The organism is Citrobacter sp. Cb023 (assembly GCF_030336805.1).
Classification (GTDB): domain Bacteria; phylum Pseudomonadota; class Gammaproteobacteria; order Enterobacterales; family Enterobacteriaceae; genus Citrobacter; species Citrobacter braakii.
The window spans coordinates 212,842-235,187 of the sequence record NZ_JAOWCV010000025.1; the positions used below are offsets into that span (position 1 = coordinate 212,842).

The following is a 22,346-nucleotide window of genomic DNA, read 5'->3' on the forward strand; positions in this document are numbered from 1 at the left end:
CCCGACATTTCAATGCGGATTTATCGGCGTGAACGCACTATTTGATAGCGGCGGGTAAAGTACTCAAACGGCGCGCTCCACACGTGAACCAGGCGCGTGAACGGGAACAGCAGGAAGATAGTCATCCCCAAAACCAGGTGCACACGGAAAATCAACGCCACGCCATCCAGATGCGCAGACGCGCCGCCCTGTAAAGTCACCACCGACTGCGCCCAACCTACCAGTTTCAGCATTTCACTGCCGTCAGGATGCTGCGCAGAGAATGGGATGGTGGTTAAGCCGAGGATACACTGAATCAGCAGAACGCAGAGGATCAGGATATCGGCAGTGGAGGAGGTTGCACGAATGCGCGGATTGGTCAAACGACGTACCAGCAAGCCAGCGCCACCGACCAGCGTCAGCACGCCACAGAGCCCACCGGCGATCATCGCCATCTGCTGCTTTACCGCAATCGGCAGGAACCAGGCATACATCCAGTGCGGGGTTAACATGCCAAACAGGTGCCCGAAGAAGATCCCCAGAATGCCGATGTGGAACAGGTTTGACCATAACACCATGCCGCGTTTGTCCAGCATCTGGCTGGAAGAGGCTCGCCAGGTGTATTGCCCGTAGTCATAGCGTAGCCAACTGCCGAGGATAAACACCGTGCCACAGAGGTACGGGTAGATATCGTAAAAAAAGACGTTCAGGTACTGTATCATTTCGGGCCTCCCGCGCTGACGTCGACATACTGAGGTGCCACGTCCTGGCTAAAGCGTCGTTGATAGTTTTGTAACGGTGAACTGTCACAGGCGGTGGCGTTATCCTCGATAAACTTCACCTGTTCCTCTTCCCAGACGGCATCCAGCGCTTGTCGGGTATCGTCGCGAGTTTCCGTGCCAACCTGTTTAGTGACACTGTCACTTGAAAGAGGGCTTCCGGCAAGCAGTAGCAGGGCGTCAAACAGTTGATACCACGGCGTATCACGCTGTTTCAAACGCCCCCCCAGCAGCGCCAGAATCGGTGCGACGTTCTGCAATCCTTCTTTGGCCTCCGCTTCCGGCAACACGCTTAAGTACTCAAGATACAGCGGCAGATGATCCGGCAGTTCGCGGCAGTCGAGCTGCAGTCCGACCTTTTCGTACTGCGCCAACAGATCAACCATCGCCTGGCCCCGATCGCGAGACTCGGCGTGCACGTGCTCAAACAGCAGCAGAGAGGTGGCCCGGCCCCGGTCAAATATCTCACACCATTCGGCTTGTTTATCCAGTAATGGCGCATTGAGCAGCCCCTGGCTAAATTCGGTAAGCATTGGGGCATCGCTGGCCACAAGCGCCAGCGCCTCGTCTTTACACTCCCACAGCAACTCGTCGGGGTATTCCATCAGCAGGCCGATAACCTTCAGGATTTGCATTATTCACCCTCCGCGTTATCGCGCACTTCGGTGATGTCGATGGCATCAATACGACTGCTGTTAAACAGGTTGAATTTGGTATCTGAACCATGGCAGCCGTCGCCAAAGGTAAATCCGCAACCGTTTTTCTCCGGGAACGCATCACGCGCCATTTCACGGTGGCTGGTCGGGATCACGAAGCGGTCTTCATAGTTGGCGATGGCCAGATAGCGATACATCTCTTCAACCTGCTCAACTGTCAGACCCACTTCCTCAATCGCGCGGGTGTCCGTAACGCCTTCTACGGTTTGCGAACGCATATAATGGCGCATGGCCATCATTCGTTTTAGCGCCCGCAGTACCGGACCGGTATCGCCCGCGCTAAGCATGTTGGCAAGGTACTGAACCGGAATTCGCAGTGATTCAACCGCTGGCAGAATGTTGCCATTGTGCGGCAGTCCCCCCGCGTCAGCGACCGACTGAATCGGCGACAACGGCGGTACATACCAGACCATCGGCAGGGTGCGGTATTCCGGGTGCAGCGGCAGCGCCAGCTTCCAGTCCATCGCCATCTTGTAAACGGGCGAACGTTGGGCCGCTTCGATGACGTTGTGCGGAATACCTTGTTTTAACGCCTCTTCAATGACCACCGGGTCGTGTGGATTGAGGAACACATCGCACTGACGCTCGTAGAGATCGGTCTCATGCTCGGTGCTGGCTGCTTCTTCGATGCGGTCGGCGTCATACAGCAATACGCCAAGATAGCGGATGCGTCCCACGCAGGTTTCCGAACATACCGTCGGCTGGCCGGACTCAATACGCGGGTAGCAGAAAATGCACTTCTCTGATTTACCGCTCTTCCAGTTAAAGTAGATTTTTTTGTACGGACAACCGCTGATGCACAAGCGCCAGCCACGACATTTATCCTGGTCGATCAACACGATGCCGTCTTCTTCACGCTTATAGATGGCTCCGCTCGGGCAGGTGGCGACACAGCTTGGGTTCAGGCAGTGTTCGCACAAGCGCGGTAAATACATCATGAAGGTGTTTTCGAATTGCCCGTACATCTCCTTTTGCATTTTCTCAAAGTTACGGTCGCGGGCACGTTTTGAGAACTCACCGCCGAGCAACTCTTCCCAGTTAGGGCCCCAGATAATCTTGTCCATCCGTTTGCCATCTATCAGCGAACGCGGACGTGCGGTGGGCTGATTCTTGCTTTCCGGCGCGCTATGCAGATGCTGATAATCGTAGGTAAAGGGTTCGTAATAATCATCGATTTGCGGGATCACTGGGTTAGCAAAAATTTTGGTGATAACGCCCATCTTGCCGCCCAGGCGCGGCCTTATCTTCCCGTTAACATCGCGAATCCAGCCGCCTTGCCACTCTTCCTGATCTTCCCAGTTTTTCGGATAGCCAATGCCTGGCTTGGTCTCAACGTTGTTAAACCACGCATATTCCATCCCTTCACGCCCGGTCCAGACGTTTTTACAGGTGACGGAGCAGGTGTGGCAGCCGATGCACTTATCCAGATTAAGAACCATGCCTACCTGTGAGCGTATTTTCATTTTTTCGTCTCCTGTACCTGATCGCGACCTTCATCATCCAGCCAGTTAATATTTTTCATTTTTCTAATCATGATGAACTCATCGCGGTTAGAGCCGACCGTGCCGTAATAGTTGAAGCTGTATGCCAGTTGCGCATAGCCGCCGATCATGTGCGTGGGTTTCGGGCAGACGCGGGTGACTGAGTTGTGGATCCCGCCGCGCATACCGGTGACTTCCGATCCAGGGATATTCATGATTCGCTCCTGAGCGTGATACATCATGGTCATTCCCGGCGGCACGCGCTGACTCACCACAGCCCGCGCGGTGAGCGCGCCGTTGGCGTTAAAGGCTTCAATCCAGTCGTTATCCTCAATGCCCAGCTCTTTAGCATCGGTCTCACTGATCCAGACAATGGGGCCGCCGCGCGACAGCGTCAGCATCAGCAGGTTTTCGCTGTAGGTAGAGTGGATCCCCCATTTCTGATGCGGAGTCAGGAAGTTGAGCGCTTTTTCCGGGAAGCCGTTAGGCGGAACTTCGCGCATATTGCTGACGCTTCGGGTATCGATAGGCGGACGATATGCCACCAGACTTTCACCAAACGCTCGCATCCACACGTGATCCTGGTACAACTGTTGGCGACCGGACAGGGTGCGCCACGGGATCAGCTCGTGGACGTTGGTATAGCCTGCGTTATAGGAGACATGTTCACTTTCCAGCCCGGACCAGGTGGGGCTGGAGATGATTTTGCGCGGCTGCGCCTGAATATCGCGAAAACGGATTTTCTCGTCTTCTTTGTTCAACGCCAGATGCGTATGGTCGCGTCCGGTCATCGCTCCCAGCGCTTCCCAGGCTTTCACCGCCACCTGACCGTTCGTTTCCGGTGCCAGGGCGAGGATAACCTCAGACGCATCCAGCGCGGTGTCTATCAGTGGTCGGCCTTTCGCCGGACCTTCGCGTTTGGTGTAGTTCAGCTTGCCGAGGAAATCGACCTCCGTCTGGGTATTCCACGTAATACCTTTCCCGCCGTTACCGAGCTTGTCCATTAGGGGACCGAGCGAAGTGAAGCGTTCGTAGGTGGCGGGATAGTCACGTTCCACGACGGCAATATTGGGCGCCGTTTTCCCCGGGAGGAGATCGCATTCGCCTTTACGCCAGTCCTGAATGTCAAACGGCTGCGCCAGCTCTGCCGGGGAGTCGTGTTGCAGCGGTTGTAATACCACATCCGTTTCTTGCCCAAGGTGCCCGACGCAAACCTCAGAGAAGACTTTGGCGATGCCTTTATAAATTTCCCAGTCGCTCTTCGATTCCCACGCAGGATCGACCGCCGCCGACAGCGGGTGAATAAACGGATGCATATCTGAGGTGTTCATATCGTCTTTTTCATACCAGGTGGCGGTCGGCAAAACGACATCGGAGAACAGGCAGGTACTCGACATACGGAAATCGAGCGTTACCAGCAGATCAAGCTTGCCCTCTATCGCCGCGGACTGCCATTCCACCTCTTCAGGTTTAATACCTTCGCTTGAACCGAGCGCTTCCCCCTGGATCCCGCTTTCGGTACCCAGCAGATACTTGAGCATGTATTCATGCCCTTTACCGGAGGAGCCGAGCAGGTTAGAGCGCCAGACGAAGAGATTACGCGGATGGTTGTTACCACTATCCGGCTGCTCGCAGGCAAAACGAATTTCACCCGATTTCAGCGCCTGTGCAGTGTATTGTGCAGGCGACACTCCCGCTTGTTCTGCCTTTGCTTTGACGGTCAGAGGGTTGAGGTTGAGCTGCGGCGCGGACGGCAGCCAGCCCATTCTTTCTGCCCGCACGTTAAAGTCGATCAAATGTCCGCTAAACTTCGACGCGTCAGCCAGCGGAGAGAGGAGTTCCTGAGCGGTGAGTTTTTCATAACGCCACTGGCTGGAGTGATTGTAGAAAAACGAGGTGCTGTTCATCTGACGCGGCGGGCGGTTCCAGTCCAGCGCAAAGGCCAGCGGCAACCAACCAGTTTGCGGACGCAGTTTCTCCTGACCCACATAGTGCGCCCAGCCGCCGCCGCTTTGTCCCACACAACCGCAGAACACGAGGATGTTAATCATTCCACGGTAGTTCATATCCATGTGATACCAGTGGTTGACGCCAGCCCCGAGGATAATCATCGAACGGCCATGGGTTTTGTGCGCCGTATCGGCAAACTCACGGGCGATTTGTTCGATATGACGACGAGGGACACCGGTAATTTGCTCTCCCCAGGCCGGGGTGTAGGCTTTCACTTCGCTGTAATCTTGCGCGCTATGAGCGTCATCCAGACCACGGTCGAGGCCGTAATTCGCCAGCACCAGATCATAGACGCTCACCACCGGGCAACGGCTGCCATCGGCGAGGGTAAGATGTTTTACCGGCAGTTGACGAATCAGCACGGGTTCCTGTTTCACGCTGCGAAAATGCGGGTTTTCGTTGCCGCCAAAGTAGGGGAATGCCACGCCGGTCACTTCATCATGCTGACCGAGCAGCGAGAGGGAAAGTTCTGTTTCAGCGCCAGCCGCCAGTGGCTCCAGGTTCCATTTACCTTTCTCGCCCCAGCGAAAACCGATAGACCCGTTCGGGACCACCAGTTCGCCAGCAGTGTTAAAGGCCACGGTTTTCCACTCCGGATTGTTACTTTCGCCCAGACCATCGACAAGGTCTGAGGCGCGCATCATGCGCCCTGGAACGTAGCTGCCATCTTCCCGGGCATCCAGCAAAACCAGCATCGGCATATCGGTATAGCGACGACAGTAATTGATGAAGTAATCGCTTGGATTGTCGAGGTGGAATTCTTTCAGAATCACGTGGCCCATCGCCATCGCCAACGCGCTGTCTGTCCCTTGCTTGGGGGCCAGCCACTGGTCGCACAGTTTGGCGACTTCCGAGTAATCCGGCGTAATGGCAATCGTCTTGGTGCCTTTGTAGCGTACTTCAGTAAAAAAGTGCGCATCCGGGGTACGGGTCTGCGGCACGTTTGACCCCCAGGCGATGATGTAGCTGGAGTTATACCAGTCGGCGGATTCTGGAACATCGGTCTGTTCGCCCCAGGTCATCGGTGATGCAGGCGGTAAGTCGCAGTACCAGTCATAGAAGCTCAGGCAGGTTCCGCCCAGTAGCGAAAGATAACGTGTGCCTGCGGCATAGGAGACCATCGACATAGCAGGGATCGGGGAGAACCCGGCCACGCGATCCGGGCCATAGGTTTTCACCGTCCAGACGTTTGCGGCAGCAATGAGCTGATTAAGCTCTTTCCAGTTGGAACGGATAAAACCACCGCGCCCGCGTACCTGTTTGTAGCTCTGGCATTTTTGCGGGTCGTTCATAATGGATTCCCAGGCCAGCACCGGATCGGGCTGGCGGGACAGGGCGTCGCGCCACAGTTCGATCAGACGTTTACGCACCAGGGGATATTTCAGACGGTTGGCGCTGTAAAGATACCAGGAGTAGCTGGCACCGCGCGGGCAGCCACGGGGTTCATGATTTGGCAGGTCAGGGCGGGTACGCGGGTAGTCGGTTTGCTGCGTTTCCCAGGTCACCAGTCCGTTTTTGACGTAGATTTTCCAACTGCATGAGCCGGTACAGTTAACGCCGTGGGTAGAACGCACAATTTTGTCGAACTGCCAGCGCTGACGATAGCTGTCTTCCCAGTCCCGGTTGGTGTGCATCACTTGCCCGTGCCCATCGGCAAACGTATCGCCCTTTTGTTTAAAGTAGCGAAAGCGATCGAACAGTTTACTCATGACATAACTCCTGCTTTGAGAATATTGCCGACGGTGAATCGAACGGTAGGCCGGATGGCGGTTAACGCCTTATCCGGCCTATCGAACTGTCCGATCCTGCGGTATCCATTTTGTTATTTTTTTTGTGATTTACGGCCATAGACCAGCCAGGTCACCAGCACGCAGACGATGTAAAACACGAGGAATATTTTCATTGCGCCCACCGGAGAGCCGGTCAGCGCCAGCGATGAACCAAACGCTTTGGGGATGAAAAAGCCCCCCACAGCGCCAATAGCAGAGATGAATCCCAGGGCGGCAGCGGTATCGGTTACCGCTTCACGTTGGGCCTGTTCTTCAGTACCACCGTGCAGCTTGACACGGTATATGGTGATTTTGCGAAAGATCACCGCGATCATCTGGAAGGTTGAGCCGCTTCCCAAACCCGCAGTCAGGAACAAGCCCATAAACACCAGGTAGAAGGCGACAAAGTTTCCTTCGCCTGACCCAGGCAGGGTGAGGAACAGCAGGGCGCTAAACAACGCCATAAAGATGAAGTTAATTAACGTGACGCGCACACCGCCGAATTTGTCAGAAATCACGCCGCCTGCCGATCGCGCAAGAGCGCCGATGAAGGGGCCGAAGAACGCAAGTTGCAGGATATTCACGTCCGGGAACTGAGTTTTCGCCAGCATGGCAAAGCCTGCCGAAAAGCCGATAAATGAACCGAAGGTGGCGAGATACAGCAGGCTTAATAACCACAGATGAAAACGTTTGAGGACCGGCAACTGGGAAGCAATTGAGGCCTTCGAACTGGCAATATCGTTCATTCCCATGCCTGCTGCTAAGGTGGCTATCAGCAGTAACGGAACCCAAATCCATGCGGCATTGGCCAGCGACAATAACGAGCCGTCGGCTTGCGGTACGCCCTGTACGCCCAAAAAGGTAAAGATAGGCAGAAAGATCACCAGCGGCGCGATCAACTGCATCACGCTGACGCCAAGGTTGCCGAGACCACCGTTAACGCCTAATGCGCTGCCTTGTTTCGCTTTGGGGAAGAAAAAGCTGATATTACCCATGCTGGAGGCAAAGTTTGCGCCAGCAAAACCACACATCAGCGCAATGATAATAAATACGCCAAACGGAGTAGCGTTATTTTGCACGGCAAAACCGAGCCAGACGCAGGGAATAACCAGAATAATCGTACTAAAAATGGTCCACCGGCGCCCACCAAATATAGGTACCATAAAGGAGTAGGGGACGCGCAATATTGCGCCAGAAAGAGAAGGCAATGCCGTTAATAAAAACAGTTGGTCAGTAGTGAAATTAAAACCAATTTTATTCAGATTGACGGCCACGGCGCTGAACAACATCCAGACGCAGAACGCCAGCAACAGACAACTTACTGATATCCAGAGGTTTCGGCGTGCAATATGCTTACCTTTGTTTTCCCAAAAGGCGGGGTTCTCCGGTTTCCAGTCAGTTAAAAGATAACGATTATTTTTCTCATTTGATGCTGACATATTATTCTCCATGCCCATGCCGTTCATGAAAAAGAAATAAACGCACACAGCGCCGCGCGAGTTCTTTTTAGAAACTATTGAAAAGTTTTGGGAATATTGACTGAAAGAATAGATAAAAAAGCGCAATAACGCGGCGTGATGAGGGAATTACATGTTGCTTAAGTGTTACCAATTGTAAAGATAAAAGGTGTATTATTAATTCATCTATAACATCAATTAACTAACTCTAACGTAATCATACGATCCAAATGGCGTTCGAATGCAGGGTCGGCCATTTCCTCAATGCCTAAGACATAGATGCCATCCAGGCCGCAAACCAATGCGATTAAGCGCCAGGCCACCTCGGCCGCATCCGGTATTGCTGAAAATTCACCTGCACTCTGTCCTTGAGTGATGATAGCGGCGGTTTCTTCATGCCACATCCGCATGGTTAGCAGGTAGGCGCTTTTGATTTCCGGATCTTTATCCGCCAGGACCTGCGCTTCACGCCACAGTTTAATGTAGGGTTCGAACCCGCCATCTTCACTGCCCAACATGGCATGCAGTCGTTCGCGGAAGCTGGCGTTATCACTGACCTGTTCGGCATCCAGAAGGGTCCGTATCAGTTGCACAAACGCGAGGGATTTTAACTCACCCGCAGAGGTAAAGTGATGGTGTACCTGCCCGGTGGATACCTGAGCTTCCGTGGCAATACGCCGCACCGTCATAGCAGTAAATCCTTCCTCAAGCGCGACACGCATGGCCGCTTGCAGAATAACTTCCCGACGTTCGTCCCGATTCAGATAGCTCATCTTTCCTCCTGTACCCGTATAGCATGCAGTCTAACAAAAAGTTGGACATACGTTCAAATTTCCGTAGGATCGCTAAAGCTGGACGCGTGTCCAGTTTCAGTTTCGTTAGGGAGTTTTATGTTTCGTCAGTGGTTAACGTTAGTCATTATTGTACTGGTCTACATCCCTGTTGCGATTGATGCAACGGTGCTGCACGTTGCCGCGCCCACGCTGAGTATGACGCTGGGTGCCAGTGGTAACGAGCTGCTGTGGATCATCGATATTTATTCTCTGGTAATGGCCGGAATGGTATTGCCAATGGGCGCGCTGGGCGATCGTATTGGCTTTAAACGTCTGCTGCTGTTAGGGGGCGGAGTATTTGGTCTCGCATCGCTGGCCGCTGCCTTTGCCCACAGCGCGGGTTGGCTGATTGCCACTCGGGCCGTATTGGCGATTGGGGCGGCGATGATTGTTCCGGCAACGCTTGCGGGTATTCGCGCCACATTCGCTGAGCAACGGCATCGCAATATGGCGCTCGGCGTCTGGGCGGCCGTGGGTTCCGGCGGTGCGGCATTTGGCCCACTGGTTGGTGGAATGCTGCTGGAGCACTTCTACTGGGGATCCGTGTTCTTAATTAATGTGCCGATTGTCCTGGTGGTAATGGCCTTAACCGCACGCTTAGTGCCGCGCCAGGCCGGACGTCGCGATCAATCGTTAAATTTCGGTCATGCAATAATGCTGATTGTCGCCATTCTGCTGCTGGTTTACAGCGCTAAAACCGCGCTGAAAGGGCATACGGCGACCGTTGCCATTACGTTGACGCTGTTAACCGGCGCGTTACTGTTGTGGCAGTTTGTCCGCATCCAGCTTGCCGCTTCCCGCCCGATGATTGATATGCGGCTGTTCACGCATCGCATCATCTTAAGCGGCGTTGTGATGGCGATGACCGCCATGATAACTCTGGTGGGTTTCGAGTTACTGATGGCTCAGGAGCTACAGTTTGTTCATGGTTTAACACCGTATCAGGCGGGACTGTTTATGCTGCCGGTGATGCTGGCAAGCGGCTTCAGCGGCCCCATTGCCGGTATGCTGGTGTCACGCCTGGGATTACGTTGTGTGGCAACGGCGGGTATGGCGCTTAGCGCCGTCAGTTTTTACGGCCTGGCGATGACAGATTTCAGTACTCAGCAGATTCAAGCCTGGATATTAATGGCTTTGCTCGGTTTCAGCGCCGCCAGTGCGCTGCTGGCCTCAACGGCGGCTATCATGGCGGCAGCCCCGGCAGAAAAAGCCGCAGCCGCGGGCGCCATTGAGACAATGGCTTATGAACTGGGGGCCGGGCTTGGGATCGCTATCTTTGGTTTGTTGTTGAGCCGCAGCTTTTCAGCCTCGATTCTGCCGCCTGTCGGACTTAATCCACAGGAGATAGAACGAGCCTCATCGTCAATGGGGGAGGCGGTGCAACTGGCGCACTCGCTCCCGTCGTCGCTGAGTGAGGCGTTGCTGTCGGCTGCTAAAGAAGCCTTTACCTGGTCGCACAGCGTGGCCTTAAGCAGCGCCGGCAGCATGCTTATCGTATTAGCGGTAGGAATGTGGTTCAGTCTGGCAAAGGTACAGCGTCAATAACTAATGGGCTAAATGACAGGGGTAATCCATCTCTTCGACTTCTTTCCCACTCAGTCGAGCGTATTGCCCCGTCAGCCTCCAGAACGCAGGCTGTGTTTCCGTATAGATCTCTGCCGCTAAAACCAGGCGGCGGCGATCCACCTCATTCAGCTCCAGCAGCGTCCACGGCACAAAATAACGATCGCTGCCCGTTAGGGTAAACCACAGCGGGCACCCGCATCCGGAACAGAAGAAACGTTCACCACGATTTGAAGAAGGGAAGTGCGAAGGTTCTGCTGAATCTGGCGACATCAGCGGCTGAGCGCTGGCTTCCAGATACATAGCGATGCCACCTGACCACTTCTGGCACAGCGTACAATGACAGGCATAGACATCCAGCATTTCGACGTCGACGGTAAAATGACTCTGCCCGCAAAGACAACGACCAGTGAATGTCTGCACGGCATACTCCTTATGACCGAGTCTACATTAAGAGAAAAAGCCAGCCCTGGAAGGACTGGCTTTGTATTCAGACTACAACAAAATTAGAACTGGTAGTTCAGACCAACAGCAACGATGTTGTCAGTGCTTACACCGGCAGCTCTTGTGAAGTTGTTGGCATCCAGCAGGTTGATTTTGTAATCAACGAAGGTGGACATGTTTTTGTTGAAGTAGTAGGTAGCACCCAGGTCTACGTATTCAACCAGATCCTGGTCGCCGTAACCGTTGATGTCTTTACCTTTAGACTTCAGGTAAGCAACGGACGGACGCAGACCGAAGTCGAACTGGTACTGAGCAACAGCTTCAAAGTTCTGTGCTTTATTTGCAATACCGATGATCTCAGTACCTTTAACAGTACCACCAAAGGTAGTCATGTTACGGGTTTCGGAGTAGGTGGTTGCCAGGTAGATGTTGTTCGCATCATATTTCAGGCCAGCAGCCCAAATTTCAGCGTTCTTACCGTCAGCTTTGAACTGACCGCTGTGGTTGTTCTGGGAGTCAGTACGGTCAGATTTCGCATAGGTTGCACCTACGCCGAAGCCATCGTACTCATAGGTAGTTGACAGACCGAAGCCGTCGCCATTAGCTTCTTTGTCGGCGCTACGATCGTTTTTACCCTGGTACTGCAGGGCAAAGTTCAGACCTTCAACCAGACCGAAGAAGTCGGTGTTACGGTAGGTTGCAACGCCAGTAGTACGGCCAGTCATGAAGACGTCAGTCTGGGTCCAGGTATCGCCACCGAACTCTGGCAGAACGTCGGTCCATGCGCCGATGTCGTAAGCTACGCCGTAGTTACGACCGTAGTCGAAAGAACCGTATTCAGCGAATTTCAGGCCAGCGAATGCCAGACGGGTTTTATCTTTGTCGGAACCCTGATCTTCAGAACGGTTGCCTTTGAATTCATATTCCCACTGACCAAAACCAACCAGTTGGTCGTTGATCTGAGTTTCGCCTTTGAAGCCCAGACGCGCGTAAGTTTTGTCGCCATCGCTGCTGGTATCGTTAGAGAAGTAGTGTTGAGCGTGAACTTTACCGTACAGGTCCAGTTTGTTTGCGTCTTTGTTATATACCTCAGCTGCGTTTACCGCACCTGCCGCCAACAGGCTAGTCACTGCCACTGCAACTAATTTAAGTTTCATTCTAAATAATCCTTATAATTATTTCTTGGTGTGTTTCCTAAACCATTGCTAAACGAAGGGGTTCGTCAATGGCAAACCATTTTTAAATGACGCAGTGGTATAAGTTCAATAATAAGTTTCATAATATTGCGAAATATTTGAAGTTGTGTGATCCAGATCTACATAATATAGCTGATTGTATTAATCTTAATATGTGACAGATCGGAATGGGTATATTTACATGGGGAACTATTGTGCAGGCTATGATTTAAATGGCGTTAGTTTCGCAGGTGTAATATATACATGTGAAGAGATACAGATAACCGAGTAATACTTTCGGGCGTTAATTAATTTCCATATATTTAACATTTAATTAAAAAAATATAAACATAAACCGCAGTGGAATGAACAATTATTATTCATTAAATTGTCTAAAGTATAGCCGGATTTTATTTGTTTGTGATAAAACCCGACTTTTTTTCAGGCACGCCGCGTTGCCAGCCAGCAAAGCAGAGACCCCGCGCAGACCATCAGCGCTCCTTGCCAGAAGGATAGTGACAGCGGGGCGCTGAGCAACACCGCCGCCAGCGCAGAGGAGAGCACTGGAGTAAAATAAGACCCGACGGCCATAACGGTCACGTTGCCATGCAAAATACCAATATTCCACGCGGCATAGGCAAATCCTAACGTTAATGCTGCAGTGAACATTTTAATCGTCACCGAAGTGCTGAAAACCATTTCCGGTTGAGGCGTAATAAAATAGTAAACCCACAAACTTGCCGCCGTTAGTAAAACGAACACGGTGATGCCGTTAAAACCTTTTGCATATTTATTGGTCACCGTGCAATACGTTGCCCAGATAAAAGCGCCGAGAAAGGCGAGGAAATAGCTAAGCGGGCTGCTGGCAACATTGCTGATAATTTCTCCAGGATTCAGGCCGTTTTCACCCCCCAACACCCAACAAACCCCGGTCAATGCGATGATTAATCCGGGAATCACCAACCAGGTTGTTTTTTGGCCATTAAATAAGATGGCGAATAATATTGTCAGGCTTGGCCAGAGATAATTGACCATACCCACTTCAATAGCCTGGTGACGAGTGGCGGCATAGCCGAGGGCCAGCGCTAAGCATATTTCATAGCTAACAAAAAGCACGCTACCGGCGATTAAATATCGCACAGGAATTTTTCTGATATTTGGGAATCCGACGGTAAATATCAGCAACAGGCCGCTTAATGTAAAAATCATCGCCGCGCCGCCTGCCGGCCCCAGTCCTTCGCTTACCCCACGAATAAGCCCGACCATCGTGCTCCAGAGCACGATGGCAATAAGCCCAATTAACGTTGCTTTTTGTTTTGTCATGCTGATTGTCTGTCCATGGTACTGGCAAAAATTAAGCTGAAATGTATAGCACCTTTACACCGTAGCGCGCTAATTAATTCCCTTTTGTCTACTCCCTTATGGGTACAAAGGTTAAGCGAAGTGCACTATTTAGTAGCGGAACCGTTTCGTTATTGATTTGACGCAAAAAAAATATGGATATAGCTGATAGTTTCGTCGCGAAGTTGTACATGTCATCTTTCAATCATGCCGCGCTGGCGCAATTTGAGAGATTTCCTGTACGAATCCCTGCAAAAAAGAGGAAAGCAATGGACGTCAGCCGCAGACAATTTTTTAAAATCTGCGCGGGCGGTATGGCGGGAACAACAGTAGCCGCTCTGGGTTTTGCACCCAAAATGGCACTGGCTCAGGCGCGAAACTATAAGCTGTTGCGCGCCAAAGAGATCCGAAACACCTGCACATACTGTTCCGTAGGTTGCGGGCTATTAATGTATAGCCTGGGAGATGGAGCAAAAAACGCCAAAGAGTCGATTTACCATATTGAAGGGGATCCGGATCATCCGGTGAGCCGTGGGGCATTATGCCCTAAGGGCGCAGGATTACTGGATTACGTGCACAGTGAAAACCGTCTGCGTTACCCGGAATATCGCGCTCCAGGCTCCGACAAATGGCAGCGTATCAGCTGGGATGAGGCTTTCACCCGTATCGCGAAGCTGATGAAAACTGACCGCGACGCCAACTTTATTGAGAAGAATGAGCAGGGCGTAACGGTAAACCGCTGGCTTTCTACCGGGATGCTGTGCGCATCTGCGGCAAGTAATGAAACCGGCATGCTGACGCAAAAATTTGTGCGCTCACTCGGCATGCTGGCAGTAGACAACCAGGCGCGCGTCTGACACGGACCAACGGTAGCAAGTCTTGCTCCAACATTTGGTCGCGGTGCGATGACCAACCACTGGGTTGATATTAAAAACGCCAACGTCGTGATGGTGATGGGCGGTAACGCCGCTGAAGCACATCCGGTGGGATTCCGCTGGGCGATGGAAGCTAAAAACAACAATGATGCCACGCTAATTGTTGTTGACCCCCGTTTTACACGTACAGCCTCGGTAGCGGATATTTACGCGCCAATTCGTTCCGGCACGGACATTACGTTCCTGTCCGGCGTCTTGCTGTATCTGATTGAAAACAACAAAATCAACGCTGAATACGTTAAGCATTACACCAACGCCAGCCTGCTGGTGCGGGATGATTTTGCTTTTGAAGACGGCCTGTTCAGCGGTTACGACGCGAAAAAACGCCAATACGATAAATCGTCCTGGAACTACCAGTTCGATGAAAACGGCTACGCGAAACGCGATGAAACGTTAAGCCATCCTCGCTGTGTCTGGAACCTGCTAAAACAGCACGTTTCCCGCTACACGCCGGATGTGGTGGAAAACATCTGCGGTACGCCAAAAGAAGACTTCCTGAAAGTGTGCGAAGTGCTGGCTTCCACCAGCGTAGCGGATCGCACCACCACGTTCCTGTATGCACTGGGCTGGACACAGCATACCGTCGGGGCGCAGAACATCCGTACCATGGCCATGATCCAGTTGCTGCTCGGCAACATGGGGATGGCAGGTGGCGGGGTCAACGCTTTACGCGGCCACTCCAACATTCAGGGTTTAACCGACTTAGGGCTGCTCTCTACCAGTCTGCCAGGCTACCTGACGCTGCCGTCAGAGAAACAGGCCGATCTGCAAACCTATCTGGCCGCTAACACGCCAAAAGCGACGTTGGCCGATCAGGTGAACTACTGGGGCAACTACCCGAAATTCTTCGTCAGCCTGATGAAATCTTTCTACGGCAATGCGGCGCAGAAAGAAAACGACTGGGGCTTTGAGTGGCTGCCGAAGTGGGATCAGTCCTACGACGTCATCAAATACTTCAACATGATGGATAGCGGGAAAGTCACCGGCTACATCTGTCAGGGCTTTAACCCGGTCGCGTCCTTCCCGGACAAAAACAAAGTGGTGCAGTGCCTGAGCAAACTGAAGTATCTGGTGGTTATCGATCCGCTGGTGACTGAAACCTCAACGTTCTGGCAGAACCACGGCGAATCAAACGACGTTGATCCGGCTTCTATTCAGACCGAAGTCTTCCGTTTGCCATCCACCTGCTTTGCGGAAGAGGACGGCTCCATCGCCAACTCCGGTCGCTGGCTGCAGTGGCACTGGAAAGGTCAGGATGCCCCGGGTGAAGCCCGCAACGACGGCGAAATTCTGGCCGGTATTTATCACCGTCTGCGCGACATGTATCGCACTGAAGGCGGTAAAGCTGTAGAACCCGTGCTGAAAATGAGCTGGAACTATAAGCAACCGGACGAACCGCACTCCGAAGAAGTGGCAAAAGAGAACAACGGCTATGCGCTGGAAGACCTCTATGATGCCAACGGTGTGCTGGTTGCGAAGAAAGGCCAGTTACTCAGCAGCTTTGCGCTTCTGCGCGATGATGGTTCTACGTCATCGTCCTGCTGGATTTATACCGGTAGCTGGAACGAGCAGGGCAACCAGATGGCCAATCGCGATAACGCCGACCCGTCAGGTCTCGGTAATACGCTGGGCTGGGCCTGGGCATGGCCGTTAAACCGTCGCGTGTTGTATAACCGCGCTTCGGCGGACCCGCAAGGTAAACCATGGGATCCAAAACGCATGCTGATCCAGTGGAACGGCACGAAGTGGACGGGGAACGATATCCCGGACTTCAACACCGCAGCACCGGGCAGTGGCACCAATCCGTTTATTATGCAGCCGGAAGGGCTGGGTCGTCTGTTCGCTATCGATAAGATGGCGGAAGGTCCGTTCCCGGAACACTACGAGCCGATGGAAACGCCGCTGGGTACGAACCCGCTGCATCCGAACGTGATCTCCAACCCGGCAGCGCGTCTGTACGAAGCGGATAAGTTACGCATGGGCACGAAACAGGACTTCCCGTACGTCGGAACGACCTATCGTCTGACCGAACATTTCCATACCTGGACCAAGCACGCATTGCTGAATGCGATTGCCCAGCCAGAGCAGTTTGTGGAAATCAGCGAAACGCTGGCGGCAGCGAAGGGGATCTCCAACGGCGATCACGTCAAAGTTAGCAGCAAGCGTGGATTTATTCGCGCAGTTGCCGTGGTTACCCGTCGTCTGCGTACTCTGCACGTCAACGGTCAGCAGGTTGAAACGGTTGGGATCCCGATCCATTGGGGCTTTGAAGGAGTCGCGCGTAAAGGCTATATCGCCAACACCCTGACGCCGAATGTCGGTGATGCAAACTCGCAAACGCCGGAATATAAAGCGTTTTTAGTTAACATCGAGAAGGCGTAAGGGAGGCGAACATATGTCTATGGAAACGCAGGACATCATCAAACGGTCCGCAACAAACGCCATCACGCCGCCGCCTCAGGCCCGTGATTACAAAGCTGAGGTCGCAAAGCTGATCGACGTTTCCACCTGCATAGGCTGTAAGGCCTGTCAGGTGGCATGTTCAGAGTGGAATGATATCCGCGATGAAGTCGGCCACTGCGTCGGGGTGTATGACAACCCTGCCGATCTTAGCGCCAAGTCCTGGACGGTGATGCGGTTTACCGAAACCGAACAGAACGGCAAGCTCGAGTGGTTGATTCGTAAAGACGGCTGTATGCACTGTGAAGATCCGGGCTGCCTGAAGGCATGCCCGTCTGCCGGGGCTATCATCCAGTACGCCAACGGGATTGTTGATTTTCAGTCAGAGCACTGCATTGGCTGCGGCTACTGTATTGCCGGGTGTCCATTTAATATTCCGCGCCTCAATAAAGAGGATAACCGCGTATATAAATGTACGCTGTGTGTGGACCGCGTCAGCGTCGGGCAGGAACCTGCCTGCGTGAAGACCTGTCCGACCGGGGCAATCCATTTCGGCACCAAGCAGGAAATGCTGGAAATGGGCGAACAGCGTGTGGCAAAACTGAAAGCACGTGGTTATGAACATGCCGGTCTCTACAACCCGGAAGGTGTGGGTGGCACGCACGTGATGTACGTTCTGCATCATGCCAACCAGCCGGAGCTGTATCACGGCCTGCCGAAAGAACCGCAGATCGATACCTCTATCAATCTGTGGAAAGGGGCGCTGAAACCGCTGGCCGCTGCCGGATTTATCGCCACCTTCGCCGGACTGATTTACCACTACATTGGTATCGGTCCGAATAAGGAAGTGGACGACGACGAGGAGGATCATCATGAGTAAGTCGAAAATGATTGTGCGCACGAAGTTTATCGACCGCGCCTGTCACTGGACGGTGGTGATCTGCTTCTTCCTGGTGGCGTTGTCGGGGATTTCGTTTTTCTTCCCGACTCTGCAATGGCTGACGCAGACCTTCGGTACGCCGCAGATGGGGCGCATTTTGCACCCGTTCTTCGGACTGCTGATCTTTGTGGCGCTGATGTTCATGTTTGTACGCTTTGTTCACCACAACATCCCGGATAAAAAAGATATCCCGTGGCTGAAAAACATTGTGGAAGTGCTGAAAGGCAATGAACACAAAGTGGCGGACGTGGGTAAGTACAATGCCGGACAGAAAATGATGTTCTGGTCGATCATGAGCATGATTTTCGTGCTGCTGATTACCGGCATCATTATCTGGCGTCCGTACTTTGCGCAGTTCTTCCCGATGCAGGTCGTGCGCTATAGCCTGCTTATCCATGCGGCTGCGGGGATTATCCTGATGCACGCCATCCTCATCCACATGTATATGGCATTCTGGGTGAAAGGATCGATTAAAGGCATGGTCGAAGGGAAAGTGAGCCGTCGCTGGGCGAAGAAACATCACCCACGCTGGTATCGCGAAGTTGAACGACAAGAAGCGAAAAAAGAGAGCGAGGAAGGGGTTAACTAACTCCTGACGTGCCCTGATCGTAATGGCGCTACACCAGTAGCGCCATTTTTTTGCCAAAAAAATGTCATGTTTTGATAAGCCGGATGACGGGCCTACACGCGCATTTTGCTGATGTAGGCCTGCCATCCGGCAATACGGTTTACTCCAGTTGTGAGTTCAGGCGCTCAATCTCCTCACGCCATTGCGCCTGTAACAGCGGCTTTTGATGTTTCGGCTTGCGGGCAAGATCGTCAGCCAGACGCTGCTCCAGCTCAAGAAGTTGTTCCAGCAATCCATCGCTGTCACCGTTTATTTCGGCTCTCGCATCGACCACCGTTTTGGGAACGGTTATCTCCGAGGATGTTTCCCGAATACGCGCATTGACCGCGTCCAGATCGTGCCATTCACTGAGTTCGCCGTTGTCGATCAACCAAAACCGGTTACAGCTTTGGCTAATAAGCTGACGGTCGTGACTGACCAACAACACGCCGCCGTTATAGCTTTGCAGCGTTTCTGCCAACGCCTCTTTACCTTCCAGATCCAGATGGTTGGTCGGTTCATCGAGCATCAGCAGGCTGTAGCGCGCAAGCGTTAGCCCAACAAACAGCAGCCGGGAGCGCTCACCGCCGCTTAGGGAACTGATCCGCTGCGCGTGACGAACCCACGGAAAACCCGCGCTAATCAGCGCCATTTTGCGGATATCAGGCTGCGGAGCAAACGGCTCCAGCGCGTCAAATAACGAATCGTTATCTGCGAGTTGGTGCAGCGTCTGGTCGTAATACCCCAACGTAACGCGCGGGTGCAACACCAGTGAAGGTGATGCCAGTTGTGAGTGAAACTGTTGCCAGATAAGCCTTAACAACGATGATTTCCCACAACCGTTGCGCCCGACAATCGCCACGCGATCGCCGCTTTTTAACCGGAGACCGGCAATGGAAAACAGCGTATCGGCGTCGGGAGCAGGGGCCACGGACAGATTAGTCATCTCCAGCAAACGATCCGCACGCAGGGCATCTCCCTGCAATGTTAGTGTCCACTGACTTCCTGACGTCACTTCAGTCTGTACCTCTTTCAGGCGCTGTACCTGCTTTTCCATCTGCTTGGCCTTGCGGGAAAGATCTTCGTTGTCGTAGACCCGCCCCCAGGTAGCCAGCCGTTTGGCGCTGGCGGTCACCCGGTCTATCTCCTTTTGCTCAGCCTTATGGCGCAGAGCATCGCTGATGTCTCTTTCTGCCAGAGCCTGACGCGCCGCGCTACAGGGCAGATCGAAGGCATGGAGAGTTCGATCGCGCAGGATCCAGGTTCCGTGAGTCACCGCGTCTAACAGCTGCGGGTCGTGGGAAACCACCACAAAACTGCCAGACCAGTTTTGTAAGAACTGTTCCAGCCACAGTAATGTTGGCAGATCCAGGTGGTTACCCGGCTCATCCAGCAGCAGCAGGTCAGGGTTTCGCATCAGCGCCCGCGCCAATAACAGACGCGTGTGTTGGCCGCCGCTCAGCGTGTGTGCTGTCAGAGATAAATTCTCCGGCGTGAACCCCATTTCGGCGAGCAGTGCTTCAACTCGCCACTGCTGACCTGCGCGTTCATGCTCGGGCAGTTGAGCCAGAACGGCTTCCTGCAGCGTGAGTGGCAATATTTCGTCAGGCAGATGTTGTTCTACACGGGCGAGATGGCAGTGATTTGCCTGCGCGAAAACCCCACTGGTCGGCGAAATTGTGCCATCGAGCAGTTTTAACAGCGTGCTTTTGCCGCAGCCGTTGTAACCGATAAGCCCGATGCGGTCGCCTTTTTTCAGGGTAAAGGAAAGATCGTCGAATAGCGTGCCGAATGCCGTATCAACGTGTAAGGATTGTGCGGTTAGTAATGTGCTCATTGTTGCTTACTCAAGAGTTACAGGCGTAAAAACGCCTCGTCAAACATCGCTGACGATAACCCGGTAAGCCCGAGAGAAGGGGATTTAGAAGTTAGCTTCGCTCAAGCAGAAGTTATCGCAGCACGATACCGATAACGCTTGAGCACTGGCGATCGCCAAAAGCATGTGAAACGATAAAACGTTCACAGTACAGCATAAGTATCCTCCTTATTATTTTCCAAATGTTAATCGATGGTGAAAGTGTAATCGTAAGTCACGCAGTCACGCAAGTTCTGAGCGCCCGGCAGCAGAGTGCCGCCGGGCAAACCGTCAGATAGAGGTACGACGGTAGTCGCGGTATTCTGCCTGCCAGAAGTTATCGTCAATCGCCTGTTGCAGCGCTTCGGCGGAGGTTTTCACCGCCACGCCTTGCTGCTGGGCCATTTTACCGACGGCAAACGCGATGGCGCGGGAAACGGTCTGAATATCTTTCAGCTCAGGTAACACCAGTCCTTCGCCGTTAAGCACCAGCGGTGAATACTGCGCCAGCGTTTCACTGGCCGACATCAGCATTTCATCGGTGATACGCGATGCGCCAGAAGCAATTACCCCCAGACCAATTCCCGGGAAGATATAGGCATTGTTACATTGGGCAATGGGATAGATTTTCTCTTTCCACAGTACCGGTGCGAACGGGCTACCGGTCGCAACCAGCGCGTTACCCTCGGTCCAGGCGATAATATCCTGTGGCGTGGCTTCTACGCGGGAAGTCGGGTTAGACAGCGGCATGACGATCGGACGCGGGCAATGCTTATGCATTTCGCGAATGATCTCTTCGGTAAACAGGCCAGTCTGTCCGGAAACACCAATCAGGATGTCCGGCTTAACGTTGCGTACCACATCGAGTAACGACAGCACATCTTCTTGCGTATCCCAGTGCTGCAGATTTTCGCGTTTTTGCACCAGTTTGGTCTGGAAAGAGAGCAGGTTCGGCATCTTATCGGTTAACAGGCCGAAGCGATCGACCATAAACACGCGTTGACGCGCCGCTTCTTCGCTTAAACCTTCACGCTGGATTTGCGCGATGATCTGCTCGGCAATTCCGCAACCGGCGGAACCTGCCCCGAGGAAGACAATGTTCTGTTCGCTTAACTGGCTACCGGCCGCACGGCTGGCCGCAATCAGCGTGCCAACGGTTACCGCAGCGGTACCCTGAATATCGTCGTTAAACGAGCAAATTTCATCGCGATAGCGGGTCAACAGCGGCATGGCGTTTTTCTGTGCGAAGTCTTCAAACTGCAACAGCACGTCCGGCCAGCGATGCTTCACGGCCTGGATGAATTCATCGACAAATTCGTAGTATTCATCATCGGTGATACGCGGATTACGCCAGCCCATATACAGCGGATCGTTGAGCAGTTGCTGGTTGTTGGTTCCGACGTCCAGTACCACCGGCAGGGTGTAGGCCGGACTGATCCCACCACACGCGGTATACAGCGACAGTTTACCGATTGGAATACCCATCCCGCCGATCCCCTGATCGCCAAGACCCAAAATACGTTCCCCATCGGTGACAACGATGACCTTGATATTGTGGTTAGGAACGTTTTGCAGGATATCGTCCATATTGTGGCGGTTCTGATAAGAGATAAACACGCCGCGCGCGCGACGATAAATCTCGGAGAAACGCTCACAGGCCGCGCCGACCGTTGGGGTATAGATAACTGGCATCATCTCATCAAGGTGATTATGCACCAGGCGGTAAAACAGGGTTTCGTTGGTGTCCTGGATGTTGCGCAGGTAAATATGTTTATCGATTTCGGTTTTGAATCCCTGATATTGGATCCAGGCGCGTTCAGCCTGTTCTTCAATCGTCTCGACCACTTCCGGCAGTAACCCCAGCAGGTTGAAGTTACGGCGTTCTTCCGCACTGAAAGCACTCCCTTTATTCAGTAAAGGGAATTCCAGCAGAACCGGGCCAGCGTAGGGGATGTAAAGGGAACGCAGTTTTTTAGTTTCGTTTTCCATGTCACTCACTCTTTTTTGAATAACCGTCCCTGGCACTCTTTATGATCGTATGTGGCCTGTCCGCCAGGGAAAC

The 22,346-nt window shown here is 53.0% G+C and carries 15 protein-coding genes; 4 read left to right on the forward strand and 11 right to left on the reverse strand.

All coding sequences use genetic code 11. The features are described from left to right. Positions 1-20: 20 nt before the first annotated feature. The 6 genes from narI to OGW44_RS02360 form a co-directional block, all read right to left on the reverse strand. Positions 21-701, reverse strand: coding sequence for a respiratory nitrate reductase subunit gamma (gene narI / locus OGW44_RS02335; protein WP_185654617.1), 681 nt, complete (start codon positions 699-701; stop codon positions 21-23). Then, a complete protein-coding gene (gene narW, locus OGW44_RS02340; RefSeq protein ID WP_016153117.1) occupies positions 698-1,393 on the reverse strand; it encodes a nitrate reductase molybdenum cofactor assembly chaperone in 696 nt (231 codons plus the stop codon). The genes narI and narW overlap by 4 nt, the downstream gene beginning before the upstream one ends. Then, complete coding sequence (gene narH / locus OGW44_RS02345; protein WP_185654616.1) at positions 1,393-2,937, reverse strand: nitrate reductase subunit beta; 1,545 nt, start codon at positions 2,935-2,937, stop codon at positions 1,393-1,395. Before narH ends, narW begins: the two co-directional genes overlap by 1 nt. After that, positions 2,934-6,674, reverse strand: coding sequence for a nitrate reductase subunit alpha (locus tag OGW44_RS02350; protein WP_185654615.1), 3,741 nt, complete (start codon positions 6,672-6,674; stop codon positions 2,934-2,936). The genes narH and OGW44_RS02350 overlap by 4 nt, the downstream gene beginning before the upstream one ends. A 113-nt stretch (positions 6,675-6,787) precedes the next feature. Next, positions 6,788-8,173 (reverse strand): NarK family nitrate/nitrite MFS transporter, encoded by a 1,386-nt coding sequence (locus OGW44_RS02355; protein WP_047358146.1) that lies wholly within the window; start codon positions 8,171-8,173, stop codon positions 6,788-6,790. Positions 8,174-8,385: 212 nt separating this feature from the next. Continuing rightward, the gene (locus tag OGW44_RS02360; RefSeq protein WP_016153113.1) at positions 8,386-8,964 is read right to left on the reverse strand and encodes a TetR family transcriptional regulator; all 579 of its coding nucleotides are present in this window, start codon (positions 8,962-8,964) and stop codon (positions 8,386-8,388) included. A 117-nt stretch (positions 8,965-9,081) separates the two neighbouring features. Here OGW44_RS02360 and OGW44_RS02365 point away from each other — a divergent pair, with 117 nt between their 5' ends. Continuing rightward, positions 9,082-10,569, forward strand: a complete 1,488-nt coding sequence (locus OGW44_RS02365; protein ID WP_049271566.1) for an MFS transporter — start codon at positions 9,082-9,084, stop codon at positions 10,567-10,569. Here the strand turns inward: OGW44_RS02365 and OGW44_RS02370 are convergent, their stop codons facing one another. From OGW44_RS02370 to yddG, 3 genes are all read right to left on the reverse strand, one after another. Beyond that, on the reverse strand, positions 10,570-11,010 hold the full coding sequence (locus OGW44_RS02370) for a GFA family protein (RefSeq protein WP_016153111.1): 441 nt from the start codon (positions 11,008-11,010) through the stop codon (positions 10,570-10,572). An 83-nt stretch (positions 11,011-11,093) separates the two neighbouring features. Next, positions 11,094-12,188 carry a porin OmpD gene (gene ompD, locus OGW44_RS02375; protein WP_131345781.1) on the reverse strand — a complete coding sequence of 365 codons (1,095 nt, stop codon included), beginning with the start codon at positions 12,186-12,188 and terminating at the stop codon, positions 11,094-11,096. A gap of 459 nt (positions 12,189-12,647) precedes the next feature. After that, positions 12,648-13,529 carry an aromatic amino acid efflux DMT transporter YddG gene (gene yddG, locus OGW44_RS02380; protein WP_016156546.1) on the reverse strand — a complete coding sequence of 294 codons (882 nt, stop codon included), beginning with the start codon at positions 13,527-13,529 and terminating at the stop codon, positions 12,648-12,650. 287 nt (positions 13,530-13,816) lie between these two features. Between yddG and fdnG the strand changes: the two genes are divergently transcribed. The 3 genes from fdnG to fdnI are packed head-to-tail and all read left to right on the forward strand — an operon-like array spanning position 13,817 to position 18,411. Next, positions 13,817-16,864, forward strand: a complete 3,048-nt coding sequence (gene fdnG, locus OGW44_RS02385) for a formate dehydrogenase-N subunit alpha (protein WP_185654614.1) — start codon at positions 13,817-13,819, stop codon at positions 16,862-16,864. Between the two features lie 13 nt (positions 16,865-16,877). Then, on the forward strand, positions 16,878-17,762 hold the full coding sequence (fdnH, locus tag OGW44_RS02390; protein WP_016153107.1) for a formate dehydrogenase N subunit beta: 885 nt from the start codon (positions 16,878-16,880) through the stop codon (positions 17,760-17,762). Then, complete coding sequence (gene fdnI, locus OGW44_RS02395) at positions 17,755-18,411, forward strand: formate dehydrogenase-N subunit gamma (protein WP_016153106.1); 657 nt, start codon at positions 17,755-17,757, stop codon at positions 18,409-18,411. The genes fdnH and fdnI overlap by 8 nt, the downstream gene beginning before the upstream one ends. Positions 18,412-18,550: 139 nt before the next feature. Here the strand turns inward: fdnI and OGW44_RS02400 are convergent, their stop codons facing one another. Together OGW44_RS02400 and maeA are read right to left on the reverse strand one after the other, a co-directional pair. Beyond that, complete coding sequence (locus OGW44_RS02400; RefSeq protein WP_185654613.1) at positions 18,551-20,266, reverse strand: ABC-F family ATP-binding cassette domain-containing protein; 1,716 nt, start codon at positions 20,264-20,266, stop codon at positions 18,551-18,553. A 309-nt stretch (positions 20,267-20,575) separates the two neighbouring features. After that, positions 20,576-22,273 (reverse strand): malate dehydrogenase, encoded by a 1,698-nt coding sequence (maeA, locus tag OGW44_RS02405; RefSeq protein ID WP_016153104.1) that lies wholly within the window; start codon positions 22,271-22,273, stop codon positions 20,576-20,578. Between the last annotated feature and the right edge of the window lie 73 nt (positions 22,274-22,346).